A 26,725-nucleotide genomic window follows, 5' to 3' on the forward strand; every position below is an offset into this window, starting at 1 on the left:
GGTCAGCGGATGTCGGCCGGCGTCGCGAAACGACCAAAGTCGCCGCGAAGTCGAGACGAAGGGGCTATCCGCCCGCGACCAGCAACGGGCAGGCGGTGTAGACGTCGTTCAGCCTTCGCAGCGCGGCGGCGAACTGTTCGAACCTGGCGCGCGGCACGGCCGCGCGGACCTCGCTGAGCACCTGCCACAGGTAGCGGTGCTCCGCGGTCTCCACGACCGGTGCCGGCACCCCGGACGGGACGTCGGCGGCGAACGCGAGCGCCACCGCCGCGGCGCGCAGGCACGCGGTCGCGAGCGTCGCGCAGTCCTCGACGAGGGTGCGGTCGTCCTCGGCGCGCAGGACACCGCTGACGGCGAACCGGACGGCCTGCATCAGCGCGAGGTAGAGGCGCTGGCCCGCCTGGGCGCGTTCGAGCGGCAGGTACTCGGCGCCGCGGCCGGGCGTCACGACCGTCATGCCGACCTGGGGGCGGCGCAGCACGTGGTCGAAGAGCGCGGTCGGGGCCCAGAGCAGGGTGCGCCAGGAGTCCTCGGTGATCGAGGTGCCCATCCTGGCCGCGTTCTCCAGCACGTCGAGGTAGGCGATCAGGACGCCCGACAGGAAGATCCCGCCGCGGTCGCCGCCGACCCGCACGACACCGAAGCGGTCGTCGAGGGCGCAGTCCTGCAGCCAGTGACCGGGCGACCACTCGATGACACCGCTGTTGGCGAGCACCACCCTGGCCAGGCGTTGGTGCACGGGCGAAGCCGAGAGCACCGTGTCGTCCAAACCCATCTGGACGAGCATGGAGGCGGCGTGGTGCAACGCCTCGCGCCGCTGGGGCACGAGGTCGGGGTGCAGCAGGCGGAACGGTTCCACGGCGCCCCTCCCCTTCTCCGCGGTCGCGACCACGATGAACGGCGGGGAACGGGAAGTCATCCGGATGAAGCGGAGCGTTACGTCTCAGTTGGACGCATTAGTGCGATCGGGCCCAGGCCGCGAGCTGCGCGCGAGACGAAAGGTCCAGCGTGGTCTTCACGTTGTGCACGTGGGATTCCACAGTCCTGTGCGAAATACCGAGTTTGGCGGCGACCTGAGCGTTCGTCAATCCCCGTGCCACCAGCTCGACGACCATGCGCTGCCGGTCGCTGAGCAACGGAACCCCCGCGATCTCCTCGTCCAGCGCGGTTTCCAGGGCGTGGCGCGCGTCCATCGACCGGCCTGCGGCGAGAGCACGCTGGAAGGCCGCCCGGGAAAGGGATTCCCGCGCGAGGTCCAGTGCGGCGGCTGTTTTCCTCCGCCACCACGGTTCCGACGGAACAACCCACGTCGTGCGCATCTGCTGACAGGCCACCAGAAGCCGCACGCCGAGCTCGTGCCGTCCGGACGCCATCGCGACGAGGCCACGCCCCTCGATCGACTCCAGCGCGGCCCGCGGCGTGTCCGCGGTCATGCGCGCGCTCTCGGCGAAGCGGGCCCCGGCCGTCGCGAGATCTCCCTGCTCCAAGGCGATGCAGCCCGACGTGTGGATCGTCACGGCCACGACGTCCTGCCGTGCATGGACTCTGAGCACAGGCAACGCGCCGCCGACCAGATCGGCGGCCCCCTCGGTGTCACCGTCCACGAGCAACCGCCAGCCGAGGTTGTGGCTCGACACGGCGACACTCACGTCGTTGCCGTTACGTGCGCCGTACTCGATCGATCGGCGCAACGCCTTTGCTGCGTTCGACGCGTCACCCGCGCCGTCGTAGGCGTGCGCCAGTGTCCGATGGAGACGGCACATGATGAGGTCCTGTCCGCCGGCCTCCGCGGCCGCCACGGCTTCGAGCGCGTGCCGCACCGCCTCGTCGTGCCGTTCCTCGTGGACCGCCAGCAGCGAGGCGTACTCCAGCGCGAGGATCCGGTAGCGGGCGTCGGCGGGCGACTGGTGCAGCACCTGCATCAGCACCGCACCGGCCTCGGTGAAGTAGCCGCGGTCGAAGCAGACCCTGAGCAGCATCGTGGCGAGCATCAACCGGCGTTCGTCCCGCGGCGCCACCAGACGGGCGAAGGCGTACGCCACGTTGTCGTACTCCTGGTGCTGCGCTTGGACTTGCGCGGGCGCGAGGATCGACGACGAAATGCCGGGTTCGCCCTTCTCGCACAGCCACGCGATGATCCGCTCGGCCGTCACCTCGCGCTCGCCGTGCTCCTCGAGCCGTTCCTCGGCGTAGAGGCGGACCGACTCGAGCATCCGGAACCGGCCGTCGTTCTCCCGCACCACCAACGACTTCGCCTGCAACGCCGTGAGCGGCCCGATCACCGGGCCGCCGTGCACGACCCCGGCGATCTCCAGCCCGAACCCGCCGGGCAGCAGCGCGAGCCGCCGGAACAGCTCCTCCTCCTGCCCGGTGAGCAGGTCGTGACTCCACGCGATCGCGGCGCGCAGGCTCTGGTGCCGCGTCTGCTCACCGGCGTCGTTGAGCAGGTCGAGCCGGTCGTCGAGGCGGTCCGCGATGTCCCGCGGCGACACGGACGCGGAGAGCTTCGCGGCCAGTTCGACGGCCAGCGGCAGGCCGTCCAGCCGTGCGCAGATCACCTCGATCGCGTCGCGGTCACCGCCTGCTCCGGCGCGTTCGGTGAAGAGCTTCACCGCGTCGGCCTTCATGCCGTGCAGCGGGTAGACGGCCTCGCCGATGGATCTCAGCGCCTCCCGGCTGGTCGCGAGGATCTGCACGTGAGGGCAACGCGACAACAGCGCGTCCACCACCTCGCAGCACTCCTCGACGAGGTGCTCGCAGTTGTCGACCAGCAACATTACGCGCCGGTTGTTCAGCTCGTGGACCACCGTCGTCCGCAACGCGACACCCGCGCGCTGGTACACCCCAACGGCTTCCGCGAAGGCCTGCACGACCTGCTCCGGACGGCTCAGCCTGCCCAGCTCGACGGTGCGGACCTCGGTGCGTCTGGAACGCCGGGCCAGCTCGACCGCGAGCCGCGTCTTGCCCACCCCGGCCGGTCCGACGAGCGTGAGCATCCTGTGCTTGCGCAGCAACGAAAGCAGCTCGGCGAGCTCGCTCTCCCTGCCGACGAACGCGTCGTCGTAGCCGGGTAACTCCGCGACCACAGTGGACGTACCGGCCGACCGCCGGCGGTAGGCGCGCTGACGGCACGCGTTCGAGCAGTACCGCGCTCGCGACGGCAGCGGCGCGTACTCCGTGCCACAGCTCGCGCAGGTGCCCATCGCAAGAGCCTACGACCGATCTGGCGTCTCAATTGGAAAGTGTGTGGAGGTCTACCTCGAGCGTGGTGCCCGAACGCAGCTCCGCGAGCTCGATCCGGTCCTTGGTCTTCGAGAGCCAGCCGCTCCGGATCCGCTGCACCACCTGCGTCTTCGTCACGTCCGCGTGCTCGGCCGTGATCACGACGTCCTCGCCGTTCTCCAGGTGGATGACGGCCCTGGTGAACCTCGGGGCGTGCGGCACGAACTCACCCGTCCCCGGCACCGCCGGGTACATCCCGAGCGCGCTGAACACGTACCAGGCCGACATGGTGCCGAGGTCGTCGTTGCCGGTGACACCCGCGGGCCCGTTGACGAACAACGTCTGCGCGGCCCGCACGACCACCGACGTCTTCTCCGGCTTGCCGATGAGCGCGTACATCCACGGCGCGTGCAGATCCGGCTCGTTGTTCGGGTTGTACCTGAACTGGTTGTAGTAGTCGTACGGCCCCACGACCCACTTCTCGCGCACGGTCCGCTTCGGGTCGACGAGCAGGTCCGAGTACGCGAAGAAGTCGTCCAGCCGCGCCTCCGCCGCCGCTTTGCCGCCGAGCGCCGTGAGCAACCCGGTGATGTCGTGCTGCGCCAGCCATTGGTACTGCCAGGCCGTGCCCTCGTGGAACCCCTCCGGCCCCTGCGGCGTGTACGGGTTGAGCCACGCACCGTTCTGCAGCTTGGGCCGCGGGAACCCCGTGAAGCCCCGGTCGGTGACACTGGCGTCCCAGAGGTTGCGGTGGTTGAGCCCCCGCAGGCGCAGCCGTTCCGCGTCCTCCGCGTGCCCCAGTTCCCCGGCCATGATCGCGAGCGTGGCGTCGGCCAGCGCGTACTCCAGGGTCGCCGACGCACCGTGGTGCGGATCGGTGTCCTGCCCCTTCTTCGGGAACCGCTTGTCGTACTGCACGAACCCGTTCGCGAGGTAGTTCGGGTTGCCGGACCTGCCCTGGAACCTGCTGGCGGCGGGCGGGATCCCGTCGGCGTTCTGGACGAGCGCCCGGTACGCCTGCTCCTCGAGCCCCTGGAGGTGACCGAACCGCCACAGGTCCACCAGGAACGGCGTGACCGGGTCGCCGGTCATGCAGTTCGTCTCCTGGTTCGCGTACGCCCAGCGCGGCAGCCACCCGCCCTGCTCGTGGATCGCCAGGACGCTCCGCGCGATGTCCTGCGACCGCTTCGTGCGAAGCAGCGCGAGGAGCTGGTTGTGCGCGCGGTAGGTGTCCCACAGCGAGTAGTACTCGTAGTAGGTCCAGCCGTCCGCCTGGTGGACCTGGTTGTCGAAGCCGCGGTACCGGCCGTCCGCGTCGCTGCCGGTCAGCGGCTGGAGCAGCACGTGGTAGAGCGCGGTGTAGAAGACCGCGCGCTCGTCCCAGTCGTCCGTCTCGATCTCGATGCAGCTCAGCTCGTCGCGCCAGGCGTTCCGGGCGTCGTTGCGGAGGTCGTCGAAGGTCTTGCCGGCGGTTTCGGTCTCCAGGTTGTTCGTAGCGCCCTGTGCGTCCACTTGGGACAGTGCGGTGGTTGCGGTGACCGGGCCTGGTGTGAACGTGACCCAGGCGCCTCTCAGACCGGCTCCGCCCGCCGAGTCGCGTTGGCCCGGTTTGGGTCCTGTCGGGCCCCACGTGCCGAACTGGTGGAAGGGGCGGTCGAATCTCGTGGTGAAGTGGGTCAGGTAGGGGCGGCCGCCGCAGAACGCCTGTGTCTCCACGGTTCCGGTGATGGTGCGGTCGTCCAGGACCTTGACGGAGCTGGCGCTGACCGGTTCCTTGTCGTTCGCCTGGCCCACGTTGATCAGCAGGGTTCCGTTGACGCCGTTGGGGAAGGTGTAGCGCTCTACGCCCGCCCTCGTCGTCGCGGTGCACTCGACTGTGATGTCGTTGGCCAGCTTGACCTTGTAGTAGCCGGGTTTGCCGATCTCACCGTCGTGGGTGTAGCTGGCGGCGTACCGCTTGTGGTCGAAGGCGTTGGGGAGTTGCGTGACCGGGAGGATCGGGGCCAGGCCGCCTTGTTCCCAGCACCCCGCGCCGGAGAGGAAGAAGTGGCCGAAGCCGCGGATCTGCTGGTCGTCGTAGCGGTAACCGGCGTAGTGGGAGCCGATGGGGCTGCTGTGGGTCTTGCCGAACGGCATGGACGCGCCTGGGAAGGTGTTGCCCTCGTCCTTGGTGCCGATGAAGGTGTTGACCGACTCGATCGGATCCAGTGAGTCCACGGTTTCACCCTAGTTGGGATTTTTGTGGGGTGCGGGGTGGGACGGGTGGTCCGGTCGGGTGGTTGCGGGGGTCCGTCGAGTTGGCCGGTTGCGTGGGCCTGGGACAAGTCGGTGCCGGTCACGAGGCCCTGGATCAGCCTTGAAAGCGGGGCGTCAAAGGAACCCAGCCGATCGTGGTCGCGTTCCACCGGTTGCTCAGTCGAGAGAAGTTCGCACGCCTCGGCTTCGCCATTGCCATCTCGTCGAAGCGAAGGCCGTCAGCGTCGGCATCGCCGTTGCATCCACCGGCACGAGGACTGCCGGAGTCGGCGTCGCAGTCGCCATCCACCGGCGCGAGGGCTGTCGGCGTTGGCGCGGGAGCGAGGGACCGGGCCGGGGTGCAACCGCCGCCGCATGCGCACCCCGGCCCGGGGGCCTTCTCGCCGGACTGCGTGCCCGAAGGGGTGGCAACGCTGTCCGTCACCAGAAGATTGCGGAGCGCACACGGGCAAGGTCAAGACTGTGCCGATCACCTGTCCGATTTCGGACATGCCGCAATGGAATCGCGGTGCTGAACCGGTGCGGAAACTGTTGACAAGGACGTAAAGCCGGGGTGAGATACGGCCACTATGACAACGTTGTCCCCCAGCGGGCCCGTAGCCGGTCAGCGCAAGGTACGTCGTGCGACGATGAACGACGTCGCGCGGCTCGCGGGCGTGAGCATCAAGACCGTCTCGCGCGTGGTCAACGACGAGCCGGGTGTGCACCCGTCCACTGCCGAGCGCGTGCTCGCGGCCATCGACCAGCTCGGGTTCCGGAGGAACCTCAGTGCCCGCAACCTGCGCCGGGGGTCGTCCACCGGCACGATCGGGCTGGTGCTGGAGGACGTCGGCAACCCGTTCTACTCCGGTGTGACGCGTGCTGTCGAGGAGATCGCGCGGTTGCGCGGCAGACAGGTGATCTCGGGGTCGTCGGACGAGGATCCCGGGCGTGAGCGCGAGCTGGCGCTCGAGTTCTGCAGCCGCAGGGTCGACGGGCTCCTCATAGTGCCCGCGGGGTTGCAGCACAGCTATCTGGTGCCGGAGATGCGTGCCGGTACGCCGGTGGTGTTCCTGGACCGGCCCGCGGGGGACGTCGTGGCCGACACCGTGCTGGTGGACAACATCGGCGGGACGGTCGAGGCGGTCACGCACCTCGCGTCGCACGGGCACCGCCGCATCGCGTTCCTCGGAGACGCGCCCGACATCTTCACCGCCAACGAGCGCCTGCGCGGTTATCGCGAGGGGTGCGTGCGGGCCGGGATCGGGTACCACGAGGAGCTCGTGGCGATGGGGCCGCACGACGAGAGCAGCGTCTCGACCACGTTGCAACGGTTGCAGACGATGCGTGAGCCCGCCACGGCGGTCGTGGCCGGCAACAACCGCATCACCGTGTACGTCCTGCGCTCTCTCGCGGGGGTCGCGGAACGGCCCGCACTGGTGGGCTTCGACGATTTCGAACTCGCTGACCTGCTGTCGCCGCCGGTGACCGTGATCGCGCACGACGCGAGCGCGCTCGGCAAGGCGGCCACCGATTTGTTGTTCGCCCGCTTGGACGGCGACAACTCACCACCGCGCCGCGTCGTGCTGCCGGTGCGCTTGGTGCCACGAGGATCCGGGGAGGTCCACGCGTGAGTTCTGGTGTTCTCCACCAGCCTGTCAACTTGCCCGCCAACCAGCCGAAGCAGTTCTACCGCGGCGGTGAGGCGATCGCCGCGCTGCGCGGCGGGACGAGCGGTGACTTCGGGCCCGAGGACTGGGTGGCGTCGACGACCACGCTCTACGGGCGCAGTGATGCCGGGTTGACAACGTTGCCAAACGGCGTTCTCCTGCGCGACGCGGTGAAGGCCGACCCGGAGGGCTGGCTCGGCGCGGATCACGCGGCGAAGTTCGGCGGCGACACGGCGTTGCTGGTCAAGCTGCTCGACGCGGGCCAGCGCCTGCCCGTGCACTACCACCCGTCGAACGCCTTCGCGGCCTCGCACCTGAACTGCCGTCACGGCAAGACGGAGGCGTGGATCGTCGTCGGCACGACGGGGCCGAACCCGACCGTCTACATCGGATTCCGCGACGACGTGCCCGCGGACGTGGTGGCCGGCTGGGTCGCCACGCAGGACAGGAGGGCGATGCTCGACGCGCTGAACCCGGTCTGCGTCCGGCCCGGCGACACGGTGTTCGTGCCCGCCGGTGTGCCGCACGCGATCGGCGAGGGCGTGTTCATCGTCGAACTGCAGCAGCCCACCGACTTCTCGGTGACGATCGAGTGGCAGGGCTTCCTCGACAACGCCGACATCGGCCACCTCGGCCTCGGTTACGACGTCGCGCTGGACTGCCTCGACCGGCAGGGCTGGGGCGGTCAGCTCGACAGGCTCGTTCGCCAGACGTCGGAGAAGTGGGCGCCGTCGGTCGATCTCCTCGGCCACGACGCCGACCCGTTCTTCCAGGCCGACCGCCTGCACGTGGAGGGTTCCTTCGCGCTGGAGCCGTCGTTCGCCGTGCTGGTGGTGCTGGAGGGCTCCGGCAAGCTCGGTGAGCTGGAAGTGCACAAGGGCAGCACCGTCGTCGTGCCGCACGCGGCAGGCGAGCAGGGGCTGACCGGAGACCTGGTGGCGATCCGCTGCCGTCCGCCCGTTCTGTCCACTGTGGAGGATGTATAGCAATGAGCCAGCCGCTGCTGGAGGCTCGTGATCTCACGAAGAACTACGGCACCGTGGAAGCTCTCCGCGGTGCCTCGTTCACCGCCTACCCCGGCGAGGTCGTGTCGCTGATCGGCGACAACGGCGCGGGCAAGTCCACCCTGGTGAAGTGCCTCTCCGGGGTGGAGCAGCCGACCAGCGGCTCACTCGTGTTCGACGGCGAGCCGCTGAACCTCGGCTCTCCCAACGACGCCCGCGCTCTCGGCATCGAGACGGTGTTCCAGGACCTCGCGGTCGCGCCGGACCTCGACCCGGCCGCGAACATGTTCCTGGGCAGGGAGATCCTCAAGCCCGGGGTGCTCGGGTTCCTGGGGGTGCTCGACAAGAAGGCGATGCGCAAGCAGGCCGCCGAGCACTTCACGCGGTTCGGCGCGACGCTGCAGAGCATCGACGTCCCGATCGCCGCGCTGTCCGGTGGTCAGCGCCAGTCCGTCGCGGTCGCGCGGTCGGTGGCGTGGGCGTCGAAGCTCGTGTTCATGGACGAACCGACGGCCGCACTCGGTGTGGTGCAACGGGAACGCGTGCTGGACGTGATCAAGCGGGTCCGCGACGAGGGCATCGCCGTGGTGCTGATCTCGCACAACATGCCCGAGGTGCTGTCGGTGTCCGACCGCGTCGAGGTGCTGCGCCTCGGCCGGCGCGTGGCCCGCTTCAAGGCTTCCGAGACCAGCGTCGAGGAGCTCGTCGGCGCGATGACCGGCGCGCTCACCCAGGAGGACGCGGCCTGATGACGACCGACGAGAAGACAACGTTGTCAACTCTGCCGGACGAGCAGCGCACGCCGATGCTCAAGCGGCTGACCGGCGCGAACACGCTCTGGATCGGTCTGGTGCTGCTGGTCCTGGTCGCCACGTTCGGCGCGATCCGCCCGGACGCGATCTTCCAGGTGACCACGCTGCAGTTCCTGCTCGCGGAGACCGCCGTGCTGCTGGTGCTGTCGGTCGGCATGACGTTCGTGATCATCACCTCCGGCATCGACCTGTCCGTCGGCTCGGTGCTGGTGTTCGCGTCCGTGTCGAGCGCGATGGCGATGAACTCGGTGTCCGGCGGCGACGCGACGAACGCGGGCTGGGGCGTCATCGGGTTCGGCCTGCTGGTCGCGGTCGTCAGCGGCGCGGCCTGGGGCCTGCTGAACGGTCTGCTGATCTCGCGCGCGAAGATCCCGCCGCTGATCGTGACGCTGGGGTCTTTCGGCGCGGCGCAGGGCGCGGCGCTGTTGCTGAACAACGGTTCCAACGTGTCCGGCATCCCGGACAAGCTCAACACCACCTTCGGTTCCGGCACGTGGTTCGGCATCCCGAACATCGTGATCGTGGCCGCGGTCGTCACCGCGCTCGGCGCACTCCTGTTGTCCACCACGCGGTTCGGCCGCTACACCTACGCCGTCGGGTCGAACGAGGAAGCGGCCCGGCGCGTCGGCATCTCGGTGCGCGGCCACCTGACGAAGGTGTACCTGCTCGCGGGAACGCTGGCCGGTCTCGCGGGCTTCATGGGCAACGCGTTCTTCCGGGTCGCGGTCGTCACCGGCCACGAGACGGACAACCTGAACGCGATCGCCGCCGTCGTACTGGGTGGGACGAGCATCTTCGGCGGCACGGGGTCGGTGCTGGGCACGGTGTTCGGCGTGTTCATCCCGGCGGTTCTGGAGAAGGGCCTCGTGATCATCGGGGTCAAGGAGTTCTGGCAGCCGATCGCCGTCGCGGTCGTGCTGGTGGCCGCCGTGTGGCTGGACCAGACGCGGCGGCGGGCGCGCAACCAACGTTAGGAAAGGTGCTGGACCAATGAAGATCCGCTCCGCAGTGGCCGTGTCGGCCGCTTTCCTGCTAGCCGCGTGTGGTGGGGGTGGCCAGATCGGGGACTCGAACTCCGGCAGCTCCGCCGCGAACAAGAAGCTGGTGCTGATCCCCGGAATCACGGCGGAACCGTTCTACATCTCGATGCAGTGCGGTTTCGAGGAGGCGGCGAAGGCCGCGGGCTACGAGTTCGACACCCAGGCCCCCGCGAAGTTCGACGCGGCCCAGCAGACCCCGATCGTCACGGGCGTCCTCGCGTCGAAGCCCGCCGCCGTCCTGATCGCGCCGACCGACGACAAGGCCATGGCCGGTCCGATGAAGCAGCTCAAGGACGCGGGCATCAAGGTCGTCGAGGTCGACACCAAGCTCCAGGACACCTCGATCGGCGTCTCCTCCATCTCGTCCAACAACGAGCAGGGCGGCAAGCTCGCCGCCGAGACGCTCAACAAGCTCGCGGCCGGCAAGTCGGGTTCGGTCCTGGTGCTCAACACCAAGGCGGGCACGTCCACGACGGACGCGCGCGCCAAGGGGTTCGAGGACGCCATCAAGGCCTTCCCGAACCTCAAGTACATCGGCCAGCAGTACACCGACAACGAGCCCGCCACCGCGGCCTCGAAGGTGACCGCGACCCTCGCGGCGAACCCGGACCTGGTCGGCGTGTTCGCGACCAACCTCAACACCGGTGAGGGCGCGGCGACCGGGCTCAGGAACGCGGGCAAGACCGGCACGGTGAACCTCGTCGGCTTCGACGCCTCGCCGAAGCAGGTCGAGGACCTGAAGGCGGGCACCGTGCAGGCCCTGATCGCCCAGGACCCCGGCACGATCGGCAAGCAGGGCGTCGAGCAGGCCCTCGCCGCGATCGACGGCAAGGAGAACAAGCGCGACATCGAGACCGACCTCGTCGCCATCACCAAGGACGACGTGTCGGCCAACGAGAAGTACTTCTACAAGCAGTCCTGCTGAGTTCGCCTGATCACGACAGGGCCGTCCCACCGGGGCGGCCCTGTTGCGTCGGATGACGTACGTCATCGGGGAATGCCCGCAACGGCGTAAGACGAGAGTCGTACCCGTTCGCCTCCTTAAGGCCGATGCTGCCACCCCCTCCGAACCGATGAGCTGGGGGCACATTGGAGGGGGCTCGAATGCGACGAAGGAAAATCGCGGCCGCGTTGGCCGTCGTCACGGCGGCATCGCTGCTCATCGCACCACAGGCGCTGGCGGAACCGGTCCAGAGGATCCAGTGGCAGAAGTGCTTCGACACTCCGCCACCCGGCTTCCCCGCGGGCGCGGAACGGCTGGAGTGCGGCAGCTTCACCGCGCCGATGGACTGGAACAACCCGCGCAACGGCAAGACGATCACCATCGCCGTCAGCCGGCTCACGCCGAAGAGCGGCACGGCGAAGTCCACCGTCTTCACCAACCCCGGCGGTCCCGGTGGCCCCGGCCGCACGATGCCGCTGCTCTACCTCGAGCGGCCCAAGCTGAGCGAGAACGCCGAGATCATCGGCATCGACGTGCGCGGCACCGGCGCGAGCAGCAACGTCACGTGCGGCGGCTTCAACCCCGACGGGCTGGTCGACCCGCGTGACCGCAGCAAGGCCAACCTCGACCTGCTCTACGGCGGCGTCGAACTGCAGGCGAAGTTCTGCCAGACCAAGTCCGGCGAGTTCGGCAGGTACGTCTCCACCGACCAGACGGTGAAGGACCTCGACCTGCTGCGCCAGGTGCTCGGCAAGAAGAAGGTCAGCTGGCTCGGCTACTCCGGCGGCAGCTGGATGGGCGCCTACTACGCCACCTACTTCCCCAAGACGCTCGACAAGATCGTGCTCGACTCCAACGTCGACTGGACGCTGCCGTGGCAGCCGATCTTCGACGACTGGGGCATGGCCTTCGAACGCCGGTTCCGCGTCGACTACCTGCCGTGGGTGGCGAAGTACGACCACGTCTACCACCTGGGCAAGACCGGCGAGGAGGTCCGGCAGTCCTACGAACGCACCCGCGCCAAGCTGAACGAGCAGCCCGTCACGCGGCCTGAAGGCGTGTACAACGGCGTGACGCTCGACTACCTGCTGCGAGGCACGCTCTACACCAAGGACAGCTTCGCCGACAGCGCACGGACGTTCGCCGAACTGGCCGGAGCGGTGCCCGCGCGGATGAACGCGCTGGCCAGCTACCCGGACGCCCAGCTGGGCACCGCCTACTCGATCATCTGCAACGACACGCCGTTCCGCGGCGGCAGGAAGTACCTGGAACGCGACGGTGCGCAGGACGGCGCCAAGTGGCCTCTCGTCGGCTACACCCAGATCGCCGGCCCGTGCGCGTTCTGGGACCGGCCGGACGTCAAGCTCAAGCAGCCGACGGGGATCGGTGTCGCGCCCACGTTGATGGTGCAGTCGGTGCGCGACCCGGCGACGCCGCTCGAACAGGCCCAGCGCGCGCACCGCAACTTCAAGGGTTCCGTGCTGCTCACCGTCGAGGACGAGGGCGACCACGGCATCTACGGCTTCGGCAACGCGTGCGTGGACGACGTCGTCGAGCGCTACCTCGTCGACGGCGTCACTCCCGCGAAGGACCTGAAGTGCCCCGGCGTCCCGCTGCCCGCTCCCGACGCCCAGGGCGGGCGGAACTCGCTCGCGAAGGCACGGCAGCTCGCCGCCCAGCTCGGTTGGTAGAAGGGGGAAACGCATGTACTGCAACAAGATCGCGGCGTCACTCGCCGTCGTCACGGCGACGTCGCTGCTCATCGCCCCACAGGCACAGGCGAGCGGTTTCGCCGCGCAGGAGATCCAGTGGCAGCAGTGCACTGACGAGCCCGGCTTCGAAAGGCTGCAGTGCGGTGGCTTCACCGCGCCGATGGACTGGAACAACCCGCGCAACGGCAAGACCATCACCATCGCCGTCAGCCGCACGGTCCCGTTGAACGGCAAGGCGAAGACCGCCGTCTTCACCAACCCGGGCGGGCCCGGCGGTGAGGGCCGCACGCTGCCGCTGGTCTACCTCGACCGGCCGAAGCTCAGCGAGAACGCGGAGATCTACGGCATCGACGTGCGCGGCACGGGTGCCAGCAGCAACGTCACCTGCGGCGGGTACGACACGCTCGGCGCGACGGATCCGCGTGACCGCAGCAAGGCGAACCTCGACCTCATCTACGGCGGCATGGAGCTGCAGGCCAAGTTCTGCCAGACCAAGTCCGGTGAGCTCGGCAGGTACGTCACCACCGACCAGACGGTGAAGGACCTGGACCTGCTGCGCCAGGTGCTGGGCCGCAAGAAGGTCGACTGGCTCGGGTACTCCGGCGGCAGCTGGATGGGCGCCTACTACGCCACCTACTTCCCGAAGACCCTCGACAAGATCGTCCTCGACTCCAACACCGAGTTCACCGGCACGTGGCAGTCGGTGTTCGGCGACTTCGGCATGGGCTTCGAGCGGCGGTTCCGCGTCGACTTCGCGCCGTGGGTCGCCCGGCACGACGACGTCTTCCACCTCGGCAAGACCGGTGAAGAGGTGCGGCAGGCCTACGAGCGGACGCGCGCGAAGCTCGCCCAGCAGCCCGTCACCCTGCCCGAGGGCACGTACTACCCGGTCACGCTGGACCTGGTGCTCGTCCAGGGCCAGTACAGCAAGTACGCGTTCGACGGCGCCGCGCGCAAACTGGCCGAACTGGCCGGCACGCTGCCGACGCCGATGACGGCGCAGGCGAGCTACCCGGACGCGGCCAACGCGACGCTGCACTCCATCGTCTGCAACGACACCAAGTTCCGGGGCGACCGCAAGTTCCTGGAACGCGACGCCGCCCAGGACGGCGCCAAGTGGCCGCTGCTCGGCTACTACCAGATCATGGGCCCGTGCGCGTTCTGGGACCGCCCTGACGTGAACCTCAAGCGTCCCAACGGGGTCGGTGTCGCACCGTCGTTGATGGTGCAGTCCGAACGGGACGCGCCGACGCCGATCGAGGGCGCGCGGAAGGCGCACGCCGGGTTCGCCGGATCGCGGATGCTGACGGTGAAGGACGAGGGCGACCACGGCATCTACGGGTTCGACAACACCTGCGTCAACGACGTCGTCGAGCGCTACCTCGTCGACCGCGTGACGCCGTCCGGTGACCTGTCCTGCCCCGGCGTGCCGCTGCCCGAACCGGGTGAGCAGCAGGCGGGTCCGCTGGAGCAGGCGCGCGAACTCGCGGTTCGGCTCGGCTGGTGAGGTACCTGGCGGCCCTGGCAGCCGCGACCACGGCCACATCGCTCCTGGTGGCACCACAGGCCTCGGCGAGCGCGGGGTTCGCGAGCCAGGAGATCAAGTGGGAGAGGTGCAGTGACGCACCAGGCCTCGAACGGCTGGAATGCGGCTGGTTCACCGCGCCGATGAACTGGCACGACCCGCGCAACGGCAAGACCATCACCATCGCCATCAGCCGCACGACCCCGTTGAACGGCAAGGCGAAGACCACCGTCTTCACCAACCCCGGCGGGCCCGGCGGCGGCGGGCGCACGTTGCCGCTGCTCTACCTGAACAGGCCGAAGCTCAGCGAGAACGCCGAGGTCTACGGCATCGACGTCCGCGGCACCGGTGGCAGCGACAACGTCACGTGCGGCAACTACCAGCACCGGACCGCCACCGACTGGCGCGACCGCAGCAAGGCCGGTCTCGACCTGCTCTACGGCGGCATGGAGCTGCAGGCGAAGTTCTGCCAGACCAAGTCCGGTGAGCTCGGCAGGTACGTCAACACCGAGCAGACCGTGCGCGACCTCGACCTGCTGCGCCAGGTGCTCGGCAAGAAGAAGGTCAGCTGGCTCGGGTACTCCGCCGGGACGTGGATGGGCGCCTACTACGCCACGTACTTCCCGAAGACCCTCGACAAGATCGTCCTCGACTCCAACACGGAGTTCACGGAGTCGTGGCAGGACGTCTTCGACAACCTGCCGGCCGGTGCGGAACTCCGGTTCCGCGTCGACTTCCTGCCGTGGGTCGCGAAGTACGACACCGTGTTCCAGCTCGGCAAGACCGCGGAGGAGGTGCACCGGACCTACGAGTCCACCCGCACCCGGCTGGAGGAGCAGCCCGGCACGTTGCCGGACGGCACCGTCGTCACACCGGTCCTGCTGGACGCCCTGATCTTCACGGGCCTCTACAGCAAGGACTCGTTCGAGGCCACGGCCCGGCTGTTCGCCTCCCTCGCGCGACCCGGCGTGCTGGCGGCGGAGCCGAAGCAGTACCCCGATGCGTTGATGGGCACGCAGATGTCCGTTCTGTGCAACGACACCCCGTTCCGCGGGGACCGGAAGTCGTTGGAACGGGAGGGCAACAGGAGTGTCCAGCGCTACTCGCTCGTCGGCGGCTACCAGGTCACCGGCCCGTGCGCGTGGTGGGACAGGCCGAACCTGAACCTCAAGCGCCCCAACGGCAAGGGTGTCGGGTCCGCGTTGATGGTGCAGTCGGTGCGCGACCCCGCGACACCTCTGGCAGGCGCGCAACGGGCGCACGCCAAGTTCGCGAACTCGCGGCTGCTCACCGTGCGGGACGAGGGAGATCACGCCATTTACGGGTTCGGCAACGGCTGCGTGGACGACGTGGTGGAGAGCTACCTCGTCGACGGCGTGGTGCCGGCGAAGGACCTGAGCTGTCCCGGTGTGCCGCTACCGGCACCGGGAGAGAGCACTCCGCCGGCCGGGGCACCGGAGCTCGCCGGCCGGTGATCGGTCAGAACGTGCCGGGGTGGGTCCGTCTGCGGCGAGCCGCGTAGACACCCGCCTCGGTGCGCCGGTCGAAGCCGAGCTTGTGCAACAGGCTCGACACGTAGTTCTTGACGGTCTTCTCGGCGAGGAACAGGCGGTTCGCGATCTGCCTGTTCGTCATGCCCTCGGCGATGAGGTCGAGGATGCGTCGTTCCTGCGGGCTCAGCGCGGCGTAGCGCGGATCTTCCTCGGGACCGCCCCGCAGCCGTTGCAGGACGGTCGCCGTGACGCCGGCGTGCAGGAGCGATCCGCCCGAGGCGAGGGTGCGGACGGCGGCGACCAGGTCGTTGCCGGACACCTCCTTCAGCATGTACCCGGACGCGCCCGCCATGATCGCGCCGAACAGCGCCTCGTCGTCCGAATAGGACGTGAGCATCAGGCACGCGGGTGGCGGCTGCACCAGGCTCCTGATCTCCCGGCACACCGTGACACCGTCACCGTCGGGCAACCGGACGTCGATGATCGCCACGTCGGGTTTGAGCCGAGGTGCCTGCGCGACCGCGGACGTCGCGCTGTCCGCCTGGCCGACGACCCTGATGTCCTCCGCCTGCGCCAGCAACTGCACGAGCCCGCGCCGCACGATCTCGTGGTCGTCCACCAACAGCACTGCTATCGCCATCTCGCCTCCTGCAGGACCAGCGGAACGAACCAGGTGATGCTCACCCCCGCACCGGGGATCGAGTCGACCGCGCAGTCGCCGTGGTGACGCCGCGCCCGAGCCGCCATGTTCGCCAGTCCCCCCGCGTGGTGGGGCGCACCGGCCGAATCGTCAGACAACGGCAAGCCACGGCCGTCGTCCTTGACCATCAGCTCAAGACTCGACACGGTGCGATCGACGCTCACGGCGACAGCGACGTGCTTCGCCCTCGCGTGGCGCACGACGTTCGTGAGCGCTTCGCGCAGGGTGGCGAGGAGGTCGGGCCTGACCTGGTCCGGCACGACGGTGTCCAGCGGCCCTTCGAGCGAGACGTCCGGCTCGAAGCCGAGCAGCCGCGCGGACTCGTGCACCGCGTTGAGCAGCTGCCCGCGCAGGCTCGCGCCCCCGGACGGCGGTCCCTGCAGGGAGAAGATGGTGCGGCGGATCTCGCGGATCGTGTGGTCGACCTCCTCGACGAACCCGCTGATCCGTTCGGTGAGCTGCGGCGTGACGCTCATCCCCGTCAGCCCCTGCAACCCGAGCCCGAGCCCGAACAGCCGCTGGATGACCAGGTCGTGCAGGTCCCGCGCGATGCGGTCGCGGTCCTCCAGCACCGCGAGCCGCTCGGTGTCGCCGCGCGCCCGCGTGAACTCCAGCACCAGCGCGGCCTGCGCGGCGAACGCCTCGATGAGGTCGGGATCGTCGAAGCTGGGCGCGTTCCCCGGCCTCGCCACGATGATCGCGCCGATCGTCCGGTCCCCCACCTTCAGCGGCACGACCGCGCACGGCCCCGGCACCGAGGCCAGCTTGCCCTCGTCATGGCACTCGCCCATGCCGGACTCGAACACCCGGTAGGTGACGCTGCCCTCCTTCGGCACGCGCATCCCTTCGGCGTCGTACTCACCACCGTCGGTCACCTCGATGACCAGGTCACCGTTGTGGTCGGGGAGGACAACCGCAGCGAAGTTGGCGTTGGCCGTTTCTCGCGCGGTCTTCGCCACGAGGTACAGCGCGTCACGGCCGTTCGTGCCCAGCAGCAGCCTGGTCGTCACCTCGGCGGCGGCACGCAGCCACACCTCACGCTTGCGCGTCTGCTCGTAGCGGTCGAGGTGGTCCACGGCGCTGCCCGCGGCCGTGGCCAGTGCGGTGAGGATGTCGCGGTCCTGGCTGGTGAACTCGGCCTTGCCGCTGAGGAAGAGGTTGCCGAACGTCTCGTCCCGCACCTTGATCGGGGCGCCCAGGAAGTCCGCCGGGCCGATGGAGCGCGGGTCGCCGGAGGTGATCTGGACCTGGCCGTCGTGCAGGGCGGTGAACTCCGCCAGCTCCTTGTGGCCGTTGATCACGGCCAGTGCGCCGTAGGGGGCTTCGATCAGCTGGCAGGCGGATTCGACGACGTGGCGGAGGAGTTCGGGGAGGGTGTCGTCTTCGGCGAAGGACAGCACCACGTCCAGCACTCGCTGTTCTGTGCTCACGTTGCCGCCCACGGCTTCACCCCTTTGGGGGTTGGAAGTGACACCGCACGAACGACTGAGGGTAACTCCCGTGAGTAGTCAAGGGGGAGACCATCACTGCAAACAGTGAAATTCGGGACTACTCAGAGTAGAGACGTGTCTCGTTTCGTCTCGGGCTCGCCATCGTCGCTGCTGCTCAGTGCAGGCCGACGGTGAACCCCTCGTCGATGACCCCGCGGTAGATCTGCGGGGCGAACGTCCGCAGGCCGTGGTCGATCGGCTCGATGAACTTCGCCGAGTCCCCGAGCGGCAGCCGGTACCCGTTCTGCACCCGGTGGAACTCCCACAGGGGCTCCATCGTCGGGTGCGCGGGCCGGAAGCGGTGCGGGTCGCGCGGGTGCAGGTCGACGCGCACCAGAGTGCGGGGCACCAGGGCGTCGGCGAGCTGGACGGCGCGTTCCCTGGTTCGGGAGATCGAGATGGCGCCGAGCTCCTGCCACGCCGCTGCCCACGGCATGCCCTGCGGGTCGTCCAGGCGGATGCCCTGCTGTTCGATGACCAGCTTGCGGGGGCGGGAGATCGTCTTCCACTTCACCACGGCCATGGCGCCGATGCCGGTGAACGCGATGCCGATGACGGCCGCGATGCTGCCGCCCACCGGTTCGCCGTCGAGGAAGGCGGTGACGGCGCCGACCAGGGCGAGGATGCCGAGGAGACCGGCTACCGAGCCGCCGACGAGGACTTTGCGGGTGTCGCTCTTGCCGAGGTCCAGGACTACTGGCGGAGGCGCTCCCCAAGCGGTCATGACCGCAGATTACCGCTGATCAACAGCTCCGCGGCGGCGAAGGGGTCGAGCTCGCCGGACACCACGCGCTTCGCCAGGTCGTCGGACGGGCCGAGGCGGGTGCGGACGCGTTCCACGGCGATCGCCTCGATCTCGGCGCCCGCGCGGCGCAGGCGCCGTTCGGAGAGTTCGCCGTGGTCGGACATCCAGGTGTGGTGTTCGGCGATGGCCTCTACGACGCGGTCCAGGCCTTCCATGCGGGCGGCCACGGTTTTCACGACCGGTGGGCGCCAGGCTGGCCCGGAGCGGTCGCGGCGGCCCAGGGAGAGCATGTACTTGAGGTCTCGCGCGGTCTGGTCGGCGCCGTCGCGGTCCGCCTTGTTGACGACGAAGACGTCGGCGATCTCGAGGATGCCGGCCTTGGCGGCCTGGATGCCGTCGCCCATGCCCGGTGCCAGCAGGACGATGGTCGTGTCGGCGAGGGCCACGACCTCCACCTCGGACTGACCCACACCGACCGTTTCGACGAGAATCACGTCGAAACCGGCCGCGTCGAGCACGCGCAGCGCCTGCGGGGTGGCCCACGAGAGGCCGCCCAGGTGGCCGCGGGTGGCCATCGAGCGGATGAAGACGCCGGGGTCGGTGGCGTGGTCGCCCATGCGCACGCGGTCTCCCAGCAGGGCGCCGCCGGAGAACGGGCTGGACGGGTCGACGGCGATGACCGCGACGCGCTTGCCCTCGGCGCGGAAGGCGCGCACGAGGGCGTTGGTGGAGGTCGACTTGCCGACTCCGGGGGCTCCGGTCAGGCCGATGACCTGGGCCCTGCCCGTGTGGGGGGCGAGGGCCGCCGCCACCTCGGGCAGCGCGGCACTCGCCTGTTCCACCAGGGAGATCAGCCTGGCGACCGCGCGCGGTTCGCCGTCTCGCGCGCGGTCGACCAGTCCTGGAACGTCAACAGCTGCGGCCACAGCCGGAACACTAGGCCTTGGCGGGCACGCGGATGATCAGAGCGTCGCCCTGACCACCACCACCGCACAGCGCCGCGGCACCCACGCCGCCGCCGCGCCGCTGCAGCTCGAGAGCGAGGTGCAGGGCGATGCGGGCGCCGGACATGCCGATCGGGTGGCCCAGCGCGATGGCGCCGCCGTTGACGTTGACCTTGTCCTCGGAGATTCCGAGCTGACGGGAGGAGACGATGCCGACCGCCGCGAACGCCTCGTTGATCTCGATCAGGTCGAGGTCGGCGGGCTCGATGCCCTCCTTGGCGCAGGCGGCCTTGATGGCGTTGGACGGCTGCTCGTGCAGCGAGGCGTCCGGACCCGCGACGACGCCGTGGGCGCCGATCTCCGCGATCCACTCCAGGCCCAGTTCCTCGGCCTTCGCCTTGCTCATCACGACCACGGCGGCCGCGCCGTCGGAGATCTGCGACGCCGAGCCCGCGGTGATGGTGCCGTCCGCGGCGAACGCCGGGCGCAGCTTGCCGAGCGAGTCGGCGGTCGTGTCCGCGCGCACGCCCTCGTCCGTGGCGAACAGGACCGGGTCGCCCTTGCGCTGCGGGATCGACACCGGCGCGATCTCCGCGTCGAAGACACCGTTGCCGGCGGCCTTCGCGGCGAGCTGGTGCGACCGCGCGGAGAACGCGTCCTGCTCCTCGCGCGTGACGCCGTAGCGCTCGTTGTACTTCTCCGTCGAGACGCCCATGGCGACCTGGTCGAACGCGCAGAACAGGCCGTCGTGCGCCATGTGGTCCTGCAGCGTCACGTCGCCGTACTTGAACCCGCCGCGCGACTTCGGCAGCAGGTGCGGCGCCTGCGTCATCGACTCCTGGCCACCGGCCACCACGACGTCGAACTCGCCGGCGCGGATCAGCTGGTCGGCCAGCGCGATCGCGTCGATGCCGGACAGGCACACCTTGTTGATGGTCAGCGCGGGCACGCTCATCGGGATGCCCGCGGCCACGGCGGCCTGGCGGGCGGGGATCTGGCCCGCACCGGCGGTGAGGACCTGACCCATGATCACGTACTGCACCTGCTCGGGGGCGACGCCCGCGCGTTCCAGTGCCGCCTTGATCGCGACGCCACCCAGCTGGGCGCCCGAGAAGTCCTTGAGCGATCCCAGCAGTCGGCCCATCGGGGTACGCGCCCCGGCGACGATCACGGAACCGGACACAACTGCCTCCATTGGAAGAGCGAACGGTCGTTAACTAGGCACCATACCGGCGGCTACCGGGCGGTAATCGTGTGAGACCCCGCACAGGAGCACCTGCACCGATCACGTGGATACCCTTCCCCACCATGAACGCAGAACTCGCTCGATTCGTGACCGCGATCGACCACGTGGGCATCGCGGTGCCCGACCTCGACGTGGCCATCGCGTTCTACCGCGACAACTTCGGCCTCGAAGTGGCCCACGAAGAGGTGAACGAGGAGCAGGGCGTGCGCGAGGCGATGCTGCACGCGCCCGGCGACCACGGCGGCACCGCGATCCAGCTGCTGGCGCCGCTGAACGAGGACTCGACGATCGCCAAGTTCATCGGCCGCTCCGGCCCCGGCCTGCAGCAGCTCGCCTACCGGGTGTCCGATGTGGACGTCGCGGCGGACGCGCTGCGGGCGAAGGGCCTGCGCCTGCTCTACGACGCGGCCAAGCGCGGCACGTCGGACAGCCGGGTCAACTTCGTGCACCCCAAGGACGCGGGCGGCGTGCTCATCGAGCTGGTCGAGCCCGCGAAGCACTGACCGCGACGAGCCCGGTCCGGTGAATGCGCGTGGCATCCCTCACAAGCGGGATTCTGAATCGGTTACTGCTGAGTAACCTCCGGCAACCTGCGACTATCCCTCACTAGGGAAGGAATGCCGCCGTGCAGAAGATCCTTGACGCGATCCTGGCCGACGAGCTGGACGCGATCGGTTCCTTGGACGTTCCGGAGAGCTATCGGGGCGTGACCGTGCACGCGGACGAGGCCGACATGTTCTCGGGCCTCGAGACGCGGGACAAAGACCCGCGCAAGTCGCTGCACGTCGACGAGGTCGCGACGCCGGAGCTCGGTCCGGGCGAGGCCCTGGTCGCCGTCATGGCGTCCGCGATCAACTACAACACCGTGTGGACCTCGATCTTCGAGCCGGTGTCCACGTTCGGCTTCCTGCGCAAGCTGGGCGGCCGCCACGACCTGCCGTATCACGTCGTGGGATCGGACCTGGCCGGCGTCGTCGTGCGCACCGGCCCCGGCGTCACCGCGTGGAAGCCGGGCGACCGCGTCGTGGCGCACTGCCTGGACGTGCCGCTGGAGGCGCCGGACGGGCACAACGACACGATGCTCGACCCCCAGCAGCGGATCTGGGGCTTCGAGACGAACTTCGGCGGCCTCGCGGACCTCGCGCTGGTGAAGTCGAACCAGCTGATGCCGATGCCGAAGCACCTCACTTGGGAGGAGGCGGCGTCGCCGGGCCTGGTGAACTCCACGGCGTACCGCCAGCTGGTGTCGACCAACGGCGCGAACATGAAGCAGGGCGACACCGTGCTGATCTGGGGCGCGTCCGGCGGACTCGGTTCTTACGCCACGCAGTTCGCGTTGAACGGCGGCGCGACGCCGATCTGCGTCGTCTCCTCGCCGGAGAAGGCGGAGATCGTCCGTTCGATGGGCGCCGAACTGATCATCGACCGTTCCGCCGAGGGCTACAAGTTCTGGAAGGACGAGCACGAGCAGGACCCGCGCGAGTGGAAGCGGTTCGGCGCCCGCATCCGCGAGCTGACCGGCGGCGAGGACCCGGACATCGTGTTCGAGCACCCCGGCCGTGAGACGTTCGGCGCGTCGGTGTTTGTGGCGCGCAAGGGCGGCAAGATCGTGACGTGCGCGTCGACCTCCGGGTACATGCACCAGTACGACAACCGCTACCTCTGGATGAACCTGAAGTCGATCATCTCCTCGCACTTCGCGAACTACCGCGAGGCGTGGGAGGCGAACCGCTTGATCGCCAAGGGAAAGATCCACCCGACGGTGTCCAAGGTGTACTCAATGGACGAAACGGGCCAGGCAGCGCACGACGTCCACCGCAACGCGCACCAGGGCAAGGTCGGCGTGCTCTGCCTTGCGCCGGAAGAAGGTCTTGGTGTGCTTGATCACGAACTGCGCGCGCAACACCTCACGGCCATCAACCGATTCCGGGGTGTGTGACCTTCCGGGGTTACCCGAACGGGTAGCGTGAGGGGCATGGGCCTCGCCGACGACCGTGACCTCGTCCCACTGGGATCCGGCTTCGACATCGTCAAGCGCGGGTATGACCGCAACCAGGTCGAGGATCATCTCGAACGCCTCGACTCGGACCTGCGACTGCTCGCCGCCGACCGCGATGCCGCCGTGTCCCAGACGTCCGATCTGGCGCGCCAGCTGGAAGCCGCACGCTCGGAGATCACCGAGATGCGCAACCAGGTCGAGCGCCTGTCACTGCCGCCGACGACGCTGGAGGGGCTCTCCGAGCGCCTCCAGCGCATGCTGCGGCTGGCCCAGGACGAGGCCAACGAGATCAAGGCCCGTGCCGAAGCCGAGGGCGGGCACATCCGCGCCAAGGCAGAAGCCGACGCGGGTGTGCTGCGCCAGCGCTACGAGAAGCTCATCGCCGAGCTCGACGAGCGCCGCGCCACCATGGAGACCGAGCACAAGAGCGTGCTAGAGACCGCGCGCAACGAGGCGGAGAAGATCGTCTCCGAGGCGGAGTCCGCCGCCCGCAAGATCGCCGACGAGTCCGAGCAGCGCCGCGTGACCGTCGAAGAGGACTTCGAGATCGCAATGGCCGCCCGCCGCTCCGAGGCCATGGCCACCCTCGCCACCCAGGAGGCCACCTCCAAGGGCGAGGCGGACCGCCGCATGCGCGAGGCCGCCGAGGAAGCCGCCCGGGTCCGCGCCGCCATCGCGGCAGAACAGGCCGCCTCCAAGGCCGACGCCGAACGCCGCGTCCGCGAGGCCACCGAAGAGGCCAACCGCCGCCGCCACGACTCCGTCACCGAGGCCACCGCCCGCATCCAGGAGGCGACCGACGAGTCGAACCGCCGCGTGCGCGAGGCCACCGAGGAGGCCAACCGCCGCACCACCGCCGCCACCCAGCGCGTCGAACAGCTCCGCAACCTCCGCAACCGCCTCTCGCACCAGCTCCACAACGTGCGGACGGCGCTGCAGGAGGTCGTGCCGCTGCTCGACCCGGTGGAGGAGGAGAAGCCTCCGGCCGCACCCTCGCAGGGCGGTCCGGCTCAGGGTGCTCCCGCGCAGGGTGGTTCCGCGCAGGGTGGTTCCGCGCAGGGTGGTTCCGCTCCCGCGCAGGGTGGTTCCGCTCCCGCGCAGGGTGGTTCCGCTCCCGCGCAGGGTGGTTCCGCTCCCGCGCAGGGTGCTCCTGTGCAGGGCGGTCCGGTGCAGGGCTCTTCGTCACAGGGCGGCGCTCCGGCGCAGGCTCCGGCCCAGGCCAAGCCCGTTCCTGCTCAGCCCGCTGCCTCCCAGTCCGCGGGTGCCCAGTCCGCGCCGCAGGCACCGGCTCCTCAGTCACAGCCTGCCGTCGCACCTCAGGCACAGCCGCAGGCTCCCGCACAGGCTGCTGCGTCGCCGCAGGCTGCCGCAGCACCGAACAAGCCCGCGCAGGCACCCCAGTCCCCGGCGCCGCAGACCCAGTCGGGTCAGGCGCAATCGGGTCAGAACCCGGCACCGCAGGCCCCCGCGAAGCAGGCCCAGTCGCCGCAGATCGACGGCCCCACGGCCAAGCTCGCGCGCCCGCAGCCGGCCAAGAAGTCCTGATACCGCAACGCCCGCCAGGCTGACGCAGGGGTCCCCCGCCCAGGGGGACCCCTGAATTTAATTATCCCAGCTGACACCGACAATTTCGTGTCCTCGCAGGTCAGCACACGTCTACGGGTCAAAGCGCGCAGTTCGACGCAGGTCTCGCGGGTCCTCGTAGGTCTCGCGGGTCAGCGCAGGTCTCGCGGATCGGCGCAGGTCTCGCGGATCGGCGCAGGTCTCGCGGATCGGCGCACGACCCAGCAGATCAGCGCACGACCCCGCGGTTCCGCACACATCCGGGCGAGTCAGCGCAAAACCTCGTAGACCGCCGGCATCGGCATCGGCATCGCCCGGCACGACTCCCAATCCGCCTCCAGCCCCACCGCAATCAACGCACGCGACAGGAACGTCCCGTGCGACCCCACCACCACAGTCGCGTCCGGATACTCCACAGCCATGCGCGCCAACGCTTTCCCAGCCCGAACCGTCACCGCGTCGAGACTCTCCCCCACCCCGTGCACCAACCCCGGCCGAGCCCAACTGCGGGCATAGGACATCTCCCAGTCCGCACTCGGCAGCAGCCCCGACTCCCACTCCCGCAGCTCAGGCCACGTCGTCACCGCAAGCCCCAGCGCCTCAGCGGCCGGCCTGACCGTCTGCACCGCCCGCAGCTGCGGGCTCGACAGCACCGCCACCGGCGCATACGCCACAAGTCGAGAAACCAACCCCTCCGCCGCCTCCAGGCCCGCAGCAGTCAGCGGGCGATCATCATCGTCGAGCACACCGAAGCGCGGCGGAACGGATTGCGCGTGGCGCACCAATACGATTCGTGTGGTCACCACACCATCTTGGGGGAACAGGATGTTCGTGAAACCGCTCGGCGCCGACGCCGAGCTCAGGCCGTTGGAACCGTGGCAGGCCGAGGAGTTCTTCGCGCACATGGAGCGCGGACGTGAGTTCATCGGGCAGCACATCGGGTTCGCGGACAGGGCGAAAGACCTGGAAAGCGCGCGCGAACTCCTGCAGGGCTACGCGGACAAGGCCGCGAGCGACACCGGGCGGATCTTCGGCATCTGGCTCGACGGCGAGCTCGTCGGCGGGGTGCTGTTCCGCGTGATGGACGTCCCGCAGGGGCGGGCGGAGGTCGGGTGCTGGCTGGAGCCCGCCGCGACCGGCAGGGGGTTGATCACGCGGGCGTCGAAGGTGTTGATCGACTGGGCGATTCGCGAGCGCGGCGTGCATCGGGTTGAGTGGCAGGTGTCGTCGGAGAACGCGCCCAGCATCGCGGTCGCGCGGCGGCTCGGGATGAGCAGGGACGGGGTGCTGCGCTCGTACTTCCTGCACCGCGGGGTTCGCCAGGACCTCGAGGTGTGGTCGGTGCTGGCGCCGGAGTGGGAGAGCTGATGGACGACCTGGTGCTGCTGCACGCCTTTCCGCTCGACGCGCGGATGTGGGACGTGCCGGGCGCGCTGACGCCGTCGTTGCGCGGCCACGGCGAACCCGACCTCGACACCGCCGCGGCACAGGTCCTAGCCGTGCTGGACGAACGCGGGCTCGGCACCGTCGTGCTCGGCGGCTGCTCGATGGGCGGTTACGTGGCGATGGCACTGCTCCGGCGCGCGCCGGAACGCGTCAAGGGCCTGGTCTTCGTCGACACCAAGCACACCGCGGACGCTCCGGAAGCGGTCGAGACCCGGCACGCCATGGCCGACCGCGTCGAACGCGAGGGCGTCGGCGAGTGGCTGGCGGACGCGATGCTGCCGAACCTGCTCGCACCGGACGCCTCGGACACGGCACGGGCGTTGGTGCGCACCATGATCCTCGAGCAGCGCGCCGAGGACGTGGCGTGGTGGCAGCGCGCGATGGCGAAGCGGCCGGACTCGACGGACGTGCTGGAGTCGCTGGACGTCCCGTCGCTGGTGCTCGTGGGCGAACACGACAAGCTCACGCCGCCCGACGTGGCCGCGAAGCTCGCGGTGACGCTCCGCCGCTCCACCAGCGAACGCATCGAGAACGTCGGGCACCTGCCGCCCGTCGAGCAGCCGGACGAGTTCCGCGCCCGCCTCGAACGGTGGCGCGTGCAGGTGGGGCTCTAGCGGCGGCGCGCGGTCGGCCCTCGCCGGCCGCGCGAGTCCCAGCACGCCTGGTGCCAGTGCCGGCGTTCCTCGACCGAACCCGACTCCTCCGCGGGCCACGCGACGACGTGCGCGACGCCGGGGCGGATCTCGTGGTCGCAGCCGGGGCAGCGGTAGGTCTTCTGCGCCTGCGAGCCGGAGATGGCGCGGACCAGCCAGTCTCCGTCCGGGCCTGACTCCGCGCGTGCCCAGCCGACGCCACCGCCGAGAGGTCGGTGGTCTTCTGGCTTGGGGCTGTTACGACGTGGCACGGCCACACGGTAATGCGCTCGTAGAATCAGTC

General features: G+C 69.4%; 23 protein-coding genes. 12 read left to right on the plus strand and 11 right to left on the minus strand.

The annotated features are described in order from the left end of the window. Positions 1-64: 64 nt before the first annotated feature. Genes IE307_RS23840 through IE307_RS23850 form a run of 3 tightly spaced genes read right to left on the minus strand, consistent with a single transcriptional unit; the run spans position 65 to position 5,439 of the window. Complete coding sequence (locus tag IE307_RS23840; protein WP_191301227.1) at positions 65-919, minus strand: 3-methyl-L-tyrosine peroxygenase-related protein; 855 nt, start codon at positions 917-919, stop codon at positions 65-67. 37 nt (positions 920-956) lie between these two features. Next, positions 957-3,203: a LuxR C-terminal-related transcriptional regulator gene (locus IE307_RS23845; protein WP_191301230.1), complete on the minus strand. Its 2,247-nt coding sequence runs from the start codon at positions 3,201-3,203 to the stop codon at positions 957-959. Between the two features lie 28 nt (positions 3,204-3,231). Next, positions 3,232-5,439, minus strand: a complete 2,208-nt coding sequence (locus IE307_RS23850) for a GH92 family glycosyl hydrolase (protein WP_191301232.1) — start codon at positions 5,437-5,439, stop codon at positions 3,232-3,234. A gap of 668 nt (positions 5,440-6,107) precedes the next feature. Here IE307_RS23850 and IE307_RS23855 point away from each other — a divergent pair. From IE307_RS23855 to IE307_RS23890, 8 genes are all read left to right on the plus strand, one after another. Then, on the plus strand, positions 6,108-7,091 hold the full coding sequence (locus tag IE307_RS23855; protein WP_191301234.1) for a LacI family DNA-binding transcriptional regulator: 984 nt from the start codon (positions 6,108-6,110) through the stop codon (positions 7,089-7,091). A gap of 29 nt (positions 7,092-7,120) precedes the next feature. Then, positions 7,121-8,113, plus strand: coding sequence for a class I mannose-6-phosphate isomerase (locus tag IE307_RS23860; protein ID WP_229905014.1), 993 nt, complete (start codon positions 7,121-7,123; stop codon positions 8,111-8,113). Between the two features lie 2 nt (positions 8,114-8,115). Then, a complete protein-coding gene (locus IE307_RS23865; RefSeq protein WP_191301238.1) occupies positions 8,116-8,880 on the plus strand; it encodes an ATP-binding cassette domain-containing protein in 765 nt (254 codons plus the stop codon). Next, a complete protein-coding gene (locus IE307_RS23870; protein WP_191301241.1) occupies positions 8,880-9,917 on the plus strand; it encodes an ABC transporter permease in 1,038 nt (345 codons plus the stop codon). The genes IE307_RS23865 and IE307_RS23870 overlap by 1 nt, the downstream gene beginning before the upstream one ends. Before the next feature lie 16 nt (positions 9,918-9,933). After that, positions 9,934-10,908, plus strand: a complete 975-nt coding sequence (locus tag IE307_RS23875) for an ABC transporter substrate-binding protein (RefSeq protein WP_191301243.1) — start codon at positions 9,934-9,936, stop codon at positions 10,906-10,908. A 179-nt stretch (positions 10,909-11,087) separates the two neighbouring features. Then, positions 11,088-12,617: an alpha/beta hydrolase gene (locus IE307_RS23880; protein WP_191301245.1), complete on the plus strand. Its 1,530-nt coding sequence runs from the start codon at positions 11,088-11,090 to the stop codon at positions 12,615-12,617. Between the two features lie 13 nt (positions 12,618-12,630). Then, positions 12,631-14,145 carry an alpha/beta hydrolase gene (locus IE307_RS23885; RefSeq protein ID WP_191301247.1) on the plus strand — a complete coding sequence of 505 codons (1,515 nt, stop codon included), beginning with the start codon at positions 12,631-12,633 and terminating at the stop codon, positions 14,143-14,145. Further along, positions 14,142-15,638 (plus strand): alpha/beta hydrolase, encoded by a 1,497-nt coding sequence (locus tag IE307_RS23890; protein WP_229905015.1) that lies wholly within the window; start codon positions 14,142-14,144, stop codon positions 15,636-15,638. Before IE307_RS23885 ends, IE307_RS23890 begins: the two co-directional genes overlap by 4 nt. Positions 15,639-15,642: 4 nt before the next feature. Here the strand turns inward: IE307_RS23890 and IE307_RS23895 are convergent, their stop codons facing one another. The 5 genes from IE307_RS23895 to IE307_RS23915 all read right to left on the minus strand — a co-directional run bounded on the left by IE307_RS23895 (position 15,643) and on the right by IE307_RS23915 (position 20,718). Continuing rightward, positions 15,643-16,296, minus strand: coding sequence for a response regulator (locus tag IE307_RS23895; RefSeq protein ID WP_191301249.1), 654 nt, complete (start codon positions 16,294-16,296; stop codon positions 15,643-15,645). Next, positions 16,287-17,798: a sensor histidine kinase gene (locus tag IE307_RS23900; protein WP_191301251.1), complete on the minus strand. Its 1,512-nt coding sequence runs from the start codon at positions 17,796-17,798 to the stop codon at positions 16,287-16,289. The genes IE307_RS23895 and IE307_RS23900 overlap by 10 nt, the downstream gene beginning before the upstream one ends. 163 nt (positions 17,799-17,961) lie before the next feature. Then, on the minus strand, positions 17,962-18,570 hold the full coding sequence (locus IE307_RS23905) for a hypothetical protein (protein ID WP_191301253.1): 609 nt from the start codon (positions 18,568-18,570) through the stop codon (positions 17,962-17,964). Further along, entirely contained in the window at positions 18,567-19,517 is a 951-nt protein-coding gene (meaB, locus tag IE307_RS23910; RefSeq protein WP_191301255.1) for a methylmalonyl Co-A mutase-associated GTPase MeaB, read from the minus strand. The genes IE307_RS23905 and meaB overlap by 4 nt, the downstream gene beginning before the upstream one ends. A gap of 10 nt (positions 19,518-19,527) precedes the next feature. Beyond that, the gene (locus tag IE307_RS23915) at positions 19,528-20,718 is read right to left on the minus strand and encodes an acetyl-CoA C-acetyltransferase (RefSeq protein WP_191301258.1); all 1,191 of its coding nucleotides are present in this window, start codon (positions 20,716-20,718) and stop codon (positions 19,528-19,530) included. Positions 20,719-20,843: 125 nt separating this feature from the next. Here IE307_RS23915 and mce point away from each other — a divergent pair, with 125 nt between their 5' ends. Then, positions 20,844-21,284 (plus strand): methylmalonyl-CoA epimerase, encoded by a 441-nt coding sequence (mce, locus tag IE307_RS23920; RefSeq protein ID WP_191301260.1) that lies wholly within the window; start codon positions 20,844-20,846, stop codon positions 21,282-21,284. Between the two features lie 122 nt (positions 21,285-21,406). Then, a complete protein-coding gene (ccrA, locus tag IE307_RS23925) occupies positions 21,407-22,720 on the plus strand; it encodes a crotonyl-CoA carboxylase/reductase (protein WP_191301262.1) in 1,314 nt (437 codons plus the stop codon). A gap of 492 nt (positions 22,721-23,212) precedes the next feature. Here ccrA and IE307_RS47670 read toward each other — a convergent pair whose 3' ends face one another. Together IE307_RS47670 and IE307_RS23935 are read right to left on the minus strand one after the other, a co-directional pair. After that, a complete protein-coding gene (locus IE307_RS47670; RefSeq protein WP_373306038.1) occupies positions 23,213-23,953 on the minus strand; it encodes a pentapeptide repeat-containing protein in 741 nt (246 codons plus the stop codon). A gap of 659 nt (positions 23,954-24,612) precedes the next feature. Then, positions 24,613-25,146 (minus strand): histidine phosphatase family protein, encoded by a 534-nt coding sequence (locus tag IE307_RS23935; RefSeq protein ID WP_191301264.1) that lies wholly within the window; start codon positions 25,144-25,146, stop codon positions 24,613-24,615. Positions 25,147-25,168: 22 nt separating this feature from the next. On the opposite strand from IE307_RS23935, the gene IE307_RS23940 reads away from it, so the two are divergent. Together IE307_RS23940 and IE307_RS23945 are read left to right on the plus strand one after the other, a co-directional pair. Continuing rightward, positions 25,169-25,711 carry a GNAT family N-acetyltransferase gene (locus tag IE307_RS23940; RefSeq protein ID WP_191301266.1) on the plus strand — a complete coding sequence of 181 codons (543 nt, stop codon included), beginning with the start codon at positions 25,169-25,171 and terminating at the stop codon, positions 25,709-25,711. After that, positions 25,711-26,403, plus strand: a complete 693-nt coding sequence (locus IE307_RS23945) for an alpha/beta fold hydrolase (RefSeq protein ID WP_191301268.1) — start codon at positions 25,711-25,713, stop codon at positions 26,401-26,403. The genes IE307_RS23940 and IE307_RS23945 overlap by 1 nt, the downstream gene beginning before the upstream one ends. Here IE307_RS23945 and IE307_RS23950 read toward each other — a convergent pair. Then, positions 26,400-26,693, minus strand: coding sequence for an Rv1322 family protein (locus IE307_RS23950; protein WP_191301270.1), 294 nt, complete (start codon positions 26,691-26,693; stop codon positions 26,400-26,402). The two genes, IE307_RS23945 and IE307_RS23950, sit on opposite strands and share 4 nt — an antisense overlap. Between the last annotated feature and the right edge of the window lie 32 nt (positions 26,694-26,725).

It is taken from the genome of Lentzea cavernae (genome assembly GCF_014653695.1).
GTDB classification, from domain to species: domain Bacteria; phylum Actinomycetota; class Actinomycetes; order Mycobacteriales; family Pseudonocardiaceae; genus Lentzea; species Lentzea cavernae.

Coding starts and splice junctions, on each gene's coding strand:
- mce (WP_191301260.1), top strand. CDS start 20,844: ATGAACGCAGAACTCGCTCGATTCGTGACCGCGATCGACCACGTGGGC.
- IE307_RS23865 (WP_191301238.1), top strand. CDS start 8,116: ATGAGCCAGCCGCTGCTGGAGGCTCGTGATCTCACGAAGAACTACGGC.
- IE307_RS23870 (WP_191301241.1), top strand. CDS start 8,880: ATGACGACCGACGAGAAGACAACGTTGTCAACTCTGCCGGACGAGCAG.
- IE307_RS23940 (WP_191301266.1), top strand. CDS start 25,169: ATGTTCGTGAAACCGCTCGGCGCCGACGCCGAGCTCAGGCCGTTGGAA.
- IE307_RS23945 (WP_191301268.1), top strand. CDS start 25,711: ATGGACGACCTGGTGCTGCTGCACGCCTTTCCGCTCGACGCGCGGATG.
- IE307_RS23885 (WP_191301247.1), top strand. CDS start 12,631: ATGTACTGCAACAAGATCGCGGCGTCACTCGCCGTCGTCACGGCGACG.
- IE307_RS23875 (WP_191301243.1), top strand. CDS start 9,934: ATGAAGATCCGCTCCGCAGTGGCCGTGTCGGCCGCTTTCCTGCTAGCC.
- IE307_RS23855 (WP_191301234.1), top strand. CDS start 6,108: ATGAACGACGTCGCGCGGCTCGCGGGCGTGAGCATCAAGACCGTCTCG.
- IE307_RS23840 (WP_191301227.1), bottom strand. CDS start 919: ATGACTTCCCGTTCCCCGCCGTTCATCGTGGTCGCGACCGCGGAGAAG.
- IE307_RS23880 (WP_191301245.1), top strand. CDS start 11,088: ATGCGACGAAGGAAAATCGCGGCCGCGTTGGCCGTCGTCACGGCGGCA.
- IE307_RS23905 (WP_191301253.1), bottom strand. CDS start 18,570: ATGACCGCTTGGGGAGCGCCTCCGCCAGTAGTCCTGGACCTCGGCAAG.
- IE307_RS23895 (WP_191301249.1), bottom strand. CDS start 16,296: ATGGCGATAGCAGTGCTGTTGGTGGACGACCACGAGATCGTGCGGCGC.
- IE307_RS23845 (WP_191301230.1), bottom strand. CDS start 3,203: ATGGGCACCTGCGCGAGCTGTGGCACGGAGTACGCGCCGCTGCCGTCG.